The sequence below is a fragment of the Candidatus Dormiibacterota bacterium genome (genome assembly GCA_036495095.1).
Taxonomy (GTDB): Bacteria; Chloroflexota; Dormibacteria; order Aeolococcales; family Aeolococcaceae; genus CF-96.
Genome location: DASXNK010000011.1, coordinates 1 through 9,826, shown reverse-complemented (window position 1 = coordinate 9,826; position 9,826 = coordinate 1). Strand labels below are relative to the sequence as shown.

Here is a 9,826-nt window from a genome sequence, read left to right as displayed (position 1 = left end):
GCCAACGTCGGCGACGGCGCCCTGGTGCTCATCCTCCTGCACTCCGACGCCACGAGCAGCAATCACGGCTCCGCCTACGTGGTCGGCATCAACGGCACCCAGCTGCTGAGCACCGATCAGACCGGCGCGAATGGCATCCCGATCAGCGTGCCCGGCGTGGTCGGGGTCGTCCTGCTCAAGGTGGGGGCGACCGGCGGCGCCGCCGGCCCCGGGTCGGCGGCGGTCGGCACCGTCGGCGACCTGCTCGGCCAGAGCGGCGAGGCCGCGGGCGTGCTCACCGCCTCGGCGGCAGGTCTCGGCGGCCTCCAGGCCAGCCCCGACGCCGGAGACCCGACGATCACGCCGTCGACCGGCACCGCGGCCGCCGGCACCTCCCGGCTGTCCGCGCCGCTCACCGGCGCATCGCTGGGGCTCGGCGGCGTCCTCCTGGTGGCGACCGGCGGGGGCCTGGCCGGCGCCTGCCTCCGGCGCCGTCGCCACGGCCTCTCCGGGTAGATCGGCTACCACCACCGGGGGCCGCCGGGCGACCGGCGGCCCCTCCGCGTGCAACCTCGCGCGCCGGGGACGGGTTGTGAGACCGTCGGACGCCGGTCAACGGAGGAGCACGATGACGACCACGATGCTGCGCGGGGTGCTGTGCTCGCGCCTGGCCACCACCGCGGTGGGGGAGGTGTGGGTGGTCCACGATGGCGCCGAGCCGATCGCGGTCCTTCCGGACGGCCCCGCCGCCACGGTGGAGGAGTGGTGCCTGGGGATGCTGGGGGTCGTCCCCGAGCCGGTGGAGCTTCCCGCGCCGCTGCGCCACCTGATCGAGGACGCCGCCCGCGGCCGGGGGGAGTGGCGGCCCCGGCTGGAGGGGCTCGGCGAGTTCCAGCGCCGGGTGCTCCTCGAGACCTGCGCGATCCCGCCCGGCGAGACCCGCAGCTACTCCTGGCTGGCGGACCGGGTGGGCCACCCCGGCGCCGCCCGGGCGGTGGGCACGGCGCTGGCGCGCAACCCGCTGCCGCTGGTGGTGCCCTGCCACCGGGTGGTCCGCCGCGACGGGCGGATCGGCCACTACGGCTGTGGCGGCCCCACCGCCAAGCGCGCCCTCCTCGCCGGGGAGGGCGTGACCCTGGATGCAGGGGGAAGGCTGTCATCGGCGAGGGAGATGACGGCCCGGGGGAGGTCCGCTCACCGGTGAGCGCGTCGGCGCTCAGAACGCTCTATCGTGATGAGCGCCGTGATCCGCGCATGAGGAGGGCCGCGTAGGAGTGGGGGTGGAGATGCAGCCCACCGCGCTGGAGCCGCTGGCTCGGACCCTGGTGCGCAGCGTGCCCGAGCACCCCGCCGACGACGGGCTCTTCGGGCCCCGGTCGGTGGTGTGGCGGGTGCACCGTGACCGCAGCTTCCTGGTCGCGGGCATCCGCTCGCTGATGCTCCAGGCCCTCCACCCGCTGCCGATGGCGGGGGTCGCCGAGCACAGCGACTGGCAGCGCGACCCCTTCGGGCGGCTCGCCGCCACCAGCGGCTACGTGCTCACCGTCACCTACGGGGAGCGCGCCGCCGCCCTCGCCGCCGCGGCGTGGGTGCGCCACATCCACACCCGGGTGCACGGCGTCGACCCGGTCACCGGCCTCGCCTACAGCGCCGAGGACCCGGCGCTGCTGCTCTGGGTGCACGCCGCCATGGTCGACTCGATCGTCGAGGTGATGCGCGCCTACGGCCGCGGGCTCGACGCCGCCGGGGCCGACACCTACGTGGCCGAGATGGTGCGCTTCGCCTCGATCCTCGGCGTCCCGGAGGAGATCATCCCCCACGACGTCGCCGGGCTCACCGGCTACCTCACCTCGGTCGACCTGGTCCAGGCCACGCCGGCGGCGCGCGAGGCGATGGCGATCGTGCTCGACCCTCCCGGCCTCGACGAGGACACCCGGGAGCTCTGGCACGACGTCGGCCGGGTCGCGGTCGGCACCCTGCCGGAGTGGGCGCGCTCGCTCTACGGATGGGAGGCGCCGCCTCCCGCGGAGCTCGAGCGCGAGCCGGTGCGGCAGCTCATCGGCGTGCTCGACTTCGCCTTCGAGTCGGAGCCCGGGGTGGTCGAGGCACGGCGGCGGATCGAGGCGCGGATCCGGGCCGCCGGATGAGGCGGGCCGCCGCCGCCGTCGCCGCCACCGCCGCCCTCGCCGGGCTCGGCGCACTCGGGCTTCGCCGTCTGCTCCGCCCCGGCGCGGGGATGGCGGTGCTGCAGTCGCGCGGCGAGCGCGGCGCCGCGATGGCCCGGCTGGCGCTGCGCATCGGCGGCCGCTACGCCGCCCGGTCGCCGCAGCTGATCTTCGCCTCGGTGGAGCGCCGCCGCGAGCTGCGCACCGACCTCGCCCTGCGCAGCGCCGACGAGGTCGCCGAGGAGCTGGGGTCGATGAAGGGCGCGCTGATGAAGCTCGGCCAGATGGCGAGCTACCTCGACGACGGCCTTCCCGAGAGCTTCCGCACCACCATGGCGCGGCTCCAGCACGACGCCCCGCCGATGAGCGCGGAGCTGGCGGCGACGATGGTCCGCGACGAGCTCGGCGACCTTCCCGAGCGGGTCTTCGCGCGCTGGGACCGGCTGCCCTTCGCCGCCGCCTCGATCGGTCAGGTGCACCGTGCCATCACCCACGACGGCCGCGCCGTCGCCGTGAAGGTGCAGTACCCGGGCATCGCCCGCAGCCTGGAGTCCGACCTGCGCAACGTCGCCCTGCTGCGCCGGGTCGCCGCCAGCGCCTTCCCCGGCCTCGACACCCGCTCGATGATCGAGGAGCTCGGCGAGCGGATGCGCGAGGAGGTCGACTATCGCATCGAGGCGGAGAACCAGCGGCTCTTCTCCGCCTACTACGAGGGGCACCCCACCATCCACGTGCCCGCGGTCGTCGACGAGCTGAGCACCGCCCGGGTGCTCACCGCCGAGCTGGTCAGCGGCGCCCGCTTCGACGAGCTGCTCACCTGGCCGCAGCGCGAGCGCGACCTCGCCGGCGAGACCATCGACCGCTTCGTCTTCCGCAGCCTCTACCGGCTCCACGCCTTCAACGGCGATCCCCACCCGGGCAACTACCTGTTCCACGGCGGCGGCAGGGTGAGCTTCCTCGACTTCGGGCTGGTGAAGCACTTCACCGCCGAGGACCTGCAGCCGCTCGAGGACGCGTCCCGCTTCCTCGCGGTCGAGAACGACGGCGAGGGCTTCCGCGACGCCCTCGAGCGCGCCGGCTTCATCCAGCGGGGGGCCCCGGTCTCGACCGAGGTGGTGGTCGAGCACCTCGGCCAGTTCTACCGGACGGTCCTGCGCGACGCACCGATGACGATCACCCGCGAGTACGCGTCGGCGATGGTGCGCCGCTACTTCAACACCCGCACCCCGCTCGCCCCCTACAGCGACATCCCCCGGGCCTACGTGATCCTGCAGCGGATCAACCTCGGGCTCTACGCGGTGCTCGGCAGCCTCGAGGCCACCGCCAACTGGCGGCGCATCGCCGAGGAGATCTGGCCCTTCCGGATGGGGCCGCCGTCGACCCCGAGCGGCGAGGCCGAGGCCCGCTGGGAGGCGGCGCGCCGGGCGGCCTGATCTCGGCAGCCCGGCGGCGCCGACGCCTGAACCGGCCGTCGTATGTAAGACGGCGGTAAAGACGGTTGCGAGCGGGCTCGGGGCACGTATCATCGAGAGCAGCGGCGGCGCTGGCGGGTCGTTGCCCCAGGAAGAGTCCCCCCACACAGCGGTTTATGAGCTCGTCGAACACGCCGCCCGAGCGCGTCGCATCCGCGCGGTGGCGCGCACGCCCGGTTCTCAGTGCGGTGCTGCGCGTCGCCGTCTTCGTGATGCCCATCGTGGCCGCCCTGGCACTCTCGTTCCTGGTGGGGCGGGTCTTCCGCCGTCCCTCCGACGTCGGCGGCGCGGCGATCTGGTGGGTGGCCTTCCTGATCGTCGAGGTGCTCGCCTTCGCCGTCTTCCAGCGGATGGCGCAGCGGCTGATTCCGCTGGCGACCCTGCTGCGGCTCTCGCTGCTCTTCCCGGATCGGGCCCCGTCGCGCTTCGCGGTGGCTCGCCGGCGGGTGCGCGACCTCGAGGCGGAGGTCACCTGGACCGGGCCGGAGGGCGCCGGCGACACCCCCGCTCGCGCCACCGAGACCATCGTCACCCTGGTGGCCGCGCTCACCGCCCACGACCGCGCCACCCGGGGGCACTCCGAGCGGGTGCGCATCTTCACCGACATGCTCGCCGACGAGCTCAAGCTTCCCCCGGCGGCCCGCGACCGGCTGCGGTGGGCAGCGCTTCTGCACGACATCGGCAAGCTCAGCGTCCCCGCCACTGTGCTGAACAAGCGCGGCGACCCCGGCCCCGAGGGCTGGAAGAGCCTGCGCCAGCACCCCGTCGAGGGGGCTCGGCTGATCGAGCCGATCCGGGAGTGGCTGGGGGAGTGGGCGCTCGCCGTCGAACAGCACCACGAGCGCTGGGACGGCAGGGGCTATCCTCGGGGGCTGCGCGGCCGGGAGATCTCCCTCGGCGCCCGCGTCGTCGCCGTCGTCGACGCCTTCGAGACCATGACCGCGGCCCGCCCCTACAAGCGGCCGATGGGTGTCGCCGCCGCCCGGCGCGAGCTGGTGCGGTCGTCGGGCAGCCATCTCGACCCCACCCTGGTCCGCGCGTTCCTCACCATCTCCATCGGCCGCCTCTGGCGCACCGTCGGCTTCACCGCCTGGCTGGCGCCGCTCGCCGGGGCGCCGCTGGGGCTGATCCCCCGCCTCCTGCCCGCGGGCAGCGGCGCCGCCGGGGTCACCGCCCTGGTCACCACCGGCACGGTGGCGCTGCACCCCGCGGTGCTGCCCACGGCGCCGCCGGCGCCCCCGGCGGTGAGCGTGCCGGCGCAGACCCAGCCGCCGACGGCCGCGGGCACCTCCACCACCAGGGTGCCGCCGTCGGCTGCCGCCTCGGTGATGACGACGATGTCGACCACCCACCAGGAGTCGTCGAGCTCCTCGGCCACCACCGTCCACACCATCACCACGACGACGACGGCGACGACCACCAGCCACCCGACCACCACGGCCACGACCACGGGCACCACGATGACGACCACGAGGAGCACCACCACCGGCACCACCACCGGGACGACGAGCAGGAGCACGACCACCGGCGCCCCGAGCACCACCTCGACGCTGACCGGCACCAGCACGTCGCTGGCGACCAGCACCACCAACGCCACCACCGCCGCCAGTCCCGCGGCAACACCCCAGAGCACCCCCTGACCGGCGCCGCCACGGCCTCCGGGGCCACCGGGGAGACCGCTCACCGGTCACCCGCCGGGCTGGGCATCGCGGTGGTCTTCGACTGGGCCCTCGCCGCCCAGCTGGTCACCCAGGGCATCGCCGGGCTCGGCGGGCACCTCGGCCAGTCCGGCGGCGTCCGCGGCCTCGCCGGCCTCCTCGCCGCCGCCGCCGTCGTCGCCGCCCTCGGGGAGGCGCTGCGGCGCGGGGTGCCGGCCGCTCGGTGGGTGCAGATCGCGCTCTGCGGGCTGCTCACCCTCGGCGGGCTGCTCGGGCTGGCCGGCCTCGCGGCCGGTCACGGTGTCGCCCGGGGCCGGGTGCTCTCCCTCGCCGTGCTGGTCACCTTCGCCCCCTTCGTGGTGTGGCGGCTGGCGCTACCGCGCACCGCGGACTGGTTCCGGCGGACCCGGGGGGCGGGTGGGGCACCGCGGGTCAGCGGCGCCGGCTGGGTGACGGCGCTGCTGGCCTGGAGCGCCGCCTGGGGGGTGCTGGTGGCCTGGTCGCAGTCGCTGGGACGCTGAAGCCGTTCCCGCGGCGGGGTGGGTGGCCTGGGCGAGAATGGGCCTGATGACCGACACTCCCACGTCCACGTCCTCGTCCACGTCCTCCGGCGGCGGCCGCAGGCTGCGGCTGATCGCGCCGCTCGCCGCGGTGGCGGTCGCGCTGGTCGCCGCCCTGCTCATCGCCCGCACCGGTTCCGGCAGCCCGCCCGGTGGCAGTCCGGGCACGGGCACCCCGGTGGCGGTCTCCACCGATCCCGCCCGCTGGGAGCTGCCCAGGCTGAACGGCCCCGGGCTGGTGCGTCTCGCCGACCTGAGGGGGAAGCCGGTGGTGGTGAACTTCTTCGCCTCCTGGTGCGGCCCCTGCCGGGCGGAGCTGCCGGTGCTGTCGGCGATGTCGACCCAGCTCGGCGACCGGGTGCGCTTCGTCGGGGTCGACTCCGAGGAGTCGGGCGACGGCCTGGGCATGGCCCGCCAGTACGGCGTCGACCGCTGGCCGATCGCCCAGGACGTCGGCGGACGGCTGAACAGCGGGCTGCACGACGCCCTCGGTGCCATGGGCCTGCCCGCGACCGCCTTCTACGATGCCCAGGGCAAGCTGCTGGGGGTGAAGCTCGGCGCCTTCCTCCACGACACCCTGCGCGACCGCCTCAACGGGCTCTACGGCCTGGGGGTCAACTGAGCGCCTCCAGGGCGGCGCGGGCGGCCGCGTCGAGGCCGTCCAGGGTGGCGTCGCGTCGACGTGCGGCTGGCAGACTTCTGCCCGCCGCGCAAGCCTGCCGCGGCCTGCCGCGTTGGAAGGATGCAGCGGTCTCGCTGCCCGGCGTCATGGGCACCCCCGTGGCGCCGTGAGGCAATGGGGGAAGTGGACCAGATGCGGTCATCGACTCCGACCAGGTTTCGCGACCACTACGCCATCCTCGGCGTGCCGCACGACGCCGGTGAGGCGGAGATCAAGGCCGCCTACCGGGAGCGGGCGAAGCAGTGCCATCCCGACCTGCACCCCGGTGACGCCGCCGCCGCCGAGCGCTTCCGCCAGATCAGCGAGGCCCGCCGGGTGCTGCTCTCGCCGGGCTCGCGCTCCGCGTTCAACCTCGACCGCATGGAGCACGAGATGCGGCTCGAGATCGTCAGCGTGGTCCACCTGCGCCGCCGGCCCCAGACCGCCGGGCGCCCCGCGGCGTCCGCCGTGCCCCACGCCGCGATCGCCCGCCCGCTCTGGCAGGGAGGCGGCCTGATCGGCGCCGGCATCGTCCTCGTGCTGGTCTGTGTGACCCTGCTGCCCTTCGTCACCATCACCGGCGGCGCCCAGCCCGTGAGCGTCAGCGGCTTCGACGGCGGCGCCCTCGCCGGGGTGCTGAACAGCGGCGCCGGCGCGCTGCTCCTCGCCCTCGCCGTCGCCGCGGTGCAGGGGCCGGTCGGGCACCGGCGCTGGGAGGCGCTGGTCGGCTTCACCGGCATCTGGCTGCTGGCGGTCACCGGCGCCGAGTTCGACCCGCACGTTCTCCTCGGCGGCTTCTTCGCCTCCGACCTCGGCCTCGGCCTCGGCGCCCGGCTGCTCCCGCTGGCGATCGCGCTCACGGTGTGCGGCGCCTGGCTGCTGCGGCCGGTGCGCCAGCCCGCGACCGCGGCCCGTCCTCAGCCCGCGGGCGCGGCCCCGGAGAGAGCGTAGAGGGTGTCGGGTCGCACGCCCCGCTTCTCGCGAGTGCGGCTGCCGGCGGGCACCAGGAACCCCTCGGCGGTGAGGGCCTGCAGCGCCGGGCGGATCGCCGAGCGCGAGAACCCGGTGGTGGAGGAGAGCTCGGTGGCGGAGAGCGGGGCGCTGGCGCTCACGATCGCGCAGTAGACCGCCTCGTCGACGGAGAGCGCGTACTCGATGCGGGCGAGGGTCGACGCCTCGTCGTCGCCGCGCCCCTCGGGTGGCCCCCCCTGCAGGCCGGGCCCGCGGCTGGCCCGGCGGCCCCCCCACACCAACCCCAGCCGGCGCAGCTGCGCCACCGCGTTGTGGATCGCGCGCCAGTCGCTGGTCGACGTGGGGATGCACGCCGTCCCCTGGCCGTCGGGCGCGTAGAGCCAGATGTGCCGGGTGCGGCGCTCCTCGCGCCAGCCCTGCTTCCGGGCGACGGTGACGATGTCCGACCAGTCGAGACTCACGGCGCGGGCTCCACGACGGCGATGTCGAACCTCCAGATGTTCGCCATCCCGCTACAAGCGTACCCCCGTTCGCCGCGCCCGATCGACCGGCCGCTTGTGACAGGTCGGTGCGGCTCCTGTGACCGGTGCGTCACAGCCGGGTTCGGGACAGCGTCGACGAGTACGGTGTCTGGCCGGGGGTAGTGGAGGACACGGATGGAGCAGGGGGGAGTGCGCGGCGCGCCCCGGGCGGGACGCTCCCGCGGAGGCTTCCGCCGCCGGACGGCGTGGGTCGGGCTCGGCCTCATCGTGGCCGGCCTGCTCGCGGTGGTGCTGCTCACCGCCGGGCTCGTCGCCACCTGGACCCGCCAGGCCGGCGCGGCCACCCGGATCACCCTGACGATGCCCTGCGCACGGGTCGACTCCGCCACCGTCGGCCGCCGCGCCTACGGCCTCGACCAGGTGCTGAGCGCCTCCTGCTCGTCGGTCACCGCCCACCGCTGAGGGTCACGGCGGAGCCGTTCCCACCGTCACAATGTGGGGGCGCGCCAGGGTAGCTCAGTGGTCAGAGCAGCGGATTCATAACCCGCAGGCCGTGGGTTCAAGTCCCACCCCTGGTACGCCCCTCGCTCTCCCGCAGCGGCCTCCGCGTAGGAAACCGCGCGCCCCCGGCGTCACATCCACGGCGTGACGGCGGCGTCTCGGACGGGTTGCGGTGCCGCCACACGGTGCGACGCTCGGGCCCCCCTCGCAGACGATGTACGGGTCCGAGAGAGGGAGGTCGAGTCGGTGAGACGAGCCGTGGTCGCGGCCGGGATGGCGGCGACGCTGGTGCTTCTGGCCGGGTGTGGCGGGCCGCGCCCGGTGCCCCTGGCGACCCCGGCACTGGCCTCCGTCCCCACTCCTGCGCCCACCGCGGAGGTGACCCCGGAGGCCACCGCCGACCCGGTGCCGATGGCGGTGTCGCAGCTGGTGCCCCCCACCCCGAGCCCGACCGCGGCGGCGCCAGCCCCGGCTCCGACGCCGCGGCCGGTTCAACGTCCCACCGCCGCGCCGGTCCCGTCCCCGCAGCCGCCGGTGATCATCAGCCGGGTCTCGCCGCCGGTGGCGGCGCAGGCCCAGCCGGCGCGGGTGGTCAGCGACAACTGGTCCGGCTATGTCGCCCGGGGCGGCGGCTTCTGGCAGGTGAGTGGGTCCTGGACCGAGCCCACGGTGCGCTGCACCGCCGCCACCTCCGAATCGGTGTTCTGGGTCGGCCTCGGCGGGTATCCGAGCTATCCCCTCTACCAGGCGGGCTCGGGGGCCTTCTGCCGCAACGGCGTCCCCATCCACGCGCTCTGGTACGAGCTGCTCACCCCCGGGAACGCCGCCCCGCTGGTGGCGCTGGTGCAGATCAGCGCCGGCGACCGCATCTCCGCCTCGCTCAGCCTTCGCAGCGGCGCCGCCGGCGGCCAGGTCCATCTCGTCGACGAGACCAGCGGATACGCCCGCGACGTCTCCTTCTCCCCGGCCGCCGACTCGCTGGGCAGCGCCGAGTGGGTCACCGAGGCCACCAGCCACGGCGGCACGGTCTCGACCCTGGCGGACTTCGGCTCGGTCAGCTTCGCCGGCTGCAGCGCCAACCTCGGCGCCGCCGGGGTGGCCACCTGGCCGGCGGAGCAGCTGATCGAGCTGACCCTCAGCGACCGCAGCGGCGGCCAGGCCGCGCCGGGGCCGATCGGCGCGTCGGCGGGCGGGGGCGGGTTCCCGGTGAGCTACCTCGGCGCCTGATCAGACCAGGCGGCGGTCGCTGGCCCAGCGGGCGAGCTCGTGGCGGCTGCTCAGCTGCAGCTTGCGCAGCACCGAGGAGACGTGGGTCTCGACGGTCCGGGCCGAGAGGTGGAGGCTCTGGGCCACCTCCTTGTAGCTGTAGCCCCGGG

General features: G+C 75.2%; 12 protein-coding genes and 1 tRNA gene. 11 read left to right on the top strand and 2 right to left on the bottom strand.

Going from position 1 to position 9,826, the window contains the following annotated elements; all coding sequences use genetic code 11:
- From VGL20_00895 to VGL20_00860, 8 genes are all read left to right on the top strand, one after another.
- The coding region (locus VGL20_00895; GenBank protein ID HEY2702223.1) for a hypothetical protein at window positions 1-495 on the top strand (495 nt) is incomplete at its 5' end.
- A 112-nt stretch (window positions 496-607) separates the two neighbouring features.
- A complete protein-coding gene (locus VGL20_00890) occupies window positions 608-1,183 on the top strand; it encodes an MGMT family protein (protein ID HEY2702222.1) in 576 nt (191 codons plus the stop codon).
- Window positions 1,184-1,265: 82 nt separating this feature from the next.
- Complete coding sequence (locus VGL20_00885) at window positions 1,266-2,126, top strand: oxygenase MpaB family protein (GenBank protein ID HEY2702221.1); 861 nt, start codon at window positions 1,266-1,268, stop codon at window positions 2,124-2,126.
- A complete protein-coding gene (locus VGL20_00880) occupies window positions 2,123-3,577 on the top strand; it encodes an AarF/ABC1/UbiB kinase family protein (GenBank protein HEY2702220.1) in 1,455 nt (484 codons plus the stop codon). Before VGL20_00885 ends, VGL20_00880 begins: the two co-directional genes overlap by 4 nt.
- Before the next feature lie 227 nt (window positions 3,578-3,804).
- On the top strand, window positions 3,805-5,256 hold the full coding sequence (locus VGL20_00875) for an HD-GYP domain-containing protein (protein ID HEY2702219.1): 1,452 nt from the start codon (window positions 3,805-3,807) through the stop codon (window positions 5,254-5,256).
- Window positions 5,257-5,327: 71 nt separating this feature from the next.
- Window positions 5,328-5,795 (top strand): hypothetical protein, encoded by a 468-nt coding sequence (locus VGL20_00870; GenBank protein HEY2702218.1) that lies wholly within the window; start codon window positions 5,328-5,330, stop codon window positions 5,793-5,795.
- 46 nt (window positions 5,796-5,841) lie between these two features.
- Window positions 5,842-6,456, top strand: a complete 615-nt coding sequence (locus VGL20_00865) for a TlpA disulfide reductase family protein (protein HEY2702217.1) — start codon at window positions 5,842-5,844, stop codon at window positions 6,454-6,456.
- 192 nt (window positions 6,457-6,648) lie between these two features.
- Window positions 6,649-7,446, top strand: a complete 798-nt coding sequence (locus tag VGL20_00860; GenBank protein HEY2702216.1) for a J domain-containing protein — start codon at window positions 6,649-6,651, stop codon at window positions 7,444-7,446.
- Here VGL20_00860 and VGL20_00855 read toward each other — a convergent pair.
- Window positions 7,413-7,928, bottom strand: a complete 516-nt coding sequence (locus VGL20_00855) for a hypothetical protein (GenBank protein ID HEY2702215.1) — start codon at window positions 7,926-7,928, stop codon at window positions 7,413-7,415. The two genes, VGL20_00860 and VGL20_00855, sit on opposite strands and share 34 nt — an antisense overlap.
- 195 nt (window positions 7,929-8,123) lie before the next feature.
- On the opposite strand from VGL20_00855, the gene VGL20_00850 reads away from it, so the two are divergent.
- The 3 genes from VGL20_00850 (at window position 8,124) to VGL20_00840 (ending at window position 9,677) form a co-directional block, all read left to right on the top strand.
- Complete coding sequence (locus VGL20_00850) at window positions 8,124-8,411, top strand: hypothetical protein (protein ID HEY2702214.1); 288 nt, start codon at window positions 8,124-8,126, stop codon at window positions 8,409-8,411.
- A gap of 43 nt (window positions 8,412-8,454) precedes the next feature.
- Window positions 8,455-8,527: transfer RNA gene (locus tag VGL20_00845), tRNA-Met, on the top strand.
- 169 nt (window positions 8,528-8,696) lie between these two features.
- Window positions 8,697-9,677 (top strand): G1 family glutamic endopeptidase, encoded by a 981-nt coding sequence (locus VGL20_00840; protein HEY2702213.1) that lies wholly within the window; start codon window positions 8,697-8,699, stop codon window positions 9,675-9,677.
- On the opposite strand, the gene VGL20_00835 is transcribed toward VGL20_00840, so the two are convergent.
- Window positions 9,678-9,826: LuxR C-terminal-related transcriptional regulator (locus VGL20_00835; protein HEY2702212.1), on the bottom strand; the 149-nt coding region annotated here is incomplete at its 5' end.

Coding starts and splice junctions, on each gene's coding strand:
- VGL20_00865 (HEY2702217.1), top strand. CDS start 5,842: ATGACCGACACTCCCACGTCCACGTCCTCGTCCACGTCCTCCGGCGGC.
- VGL20_00860 (HEY2702216.1), top strand. CDS start 6,649: ATGCGGTCATCGACTCCGACCAGGTTTCGCGACCACTACGCCATCCTC.
- VGL20_00850 (HEY2702214.1), top strand. CDS start 8,124: ATGGAGCAGGGGGGAGTGCGCGGCGCGCCCCGGGCGGGACGCTCCCGC.
- VGL20_00885 (HEY2702221.1), top strand. CDS start 1,266: ATGCAGCCCACCGCGCTGGAGCCGCTGGCTCGGACCCTGGTGCGCAGC.
- VGL20_00890 (HEY2702222.1), top strand. CDS start 608: ATGACGACCACGATGCTGCGCGGGGTGCTGTGCTCGCGCCTGGCCACC.
- VGL20_00880 (HEY2702220.1), top strand. CDS start 2,123: ATGAGGCGGGCCGCCGCCGCCGTCGCCGCCACCGCCGCCCTCGCCGGG.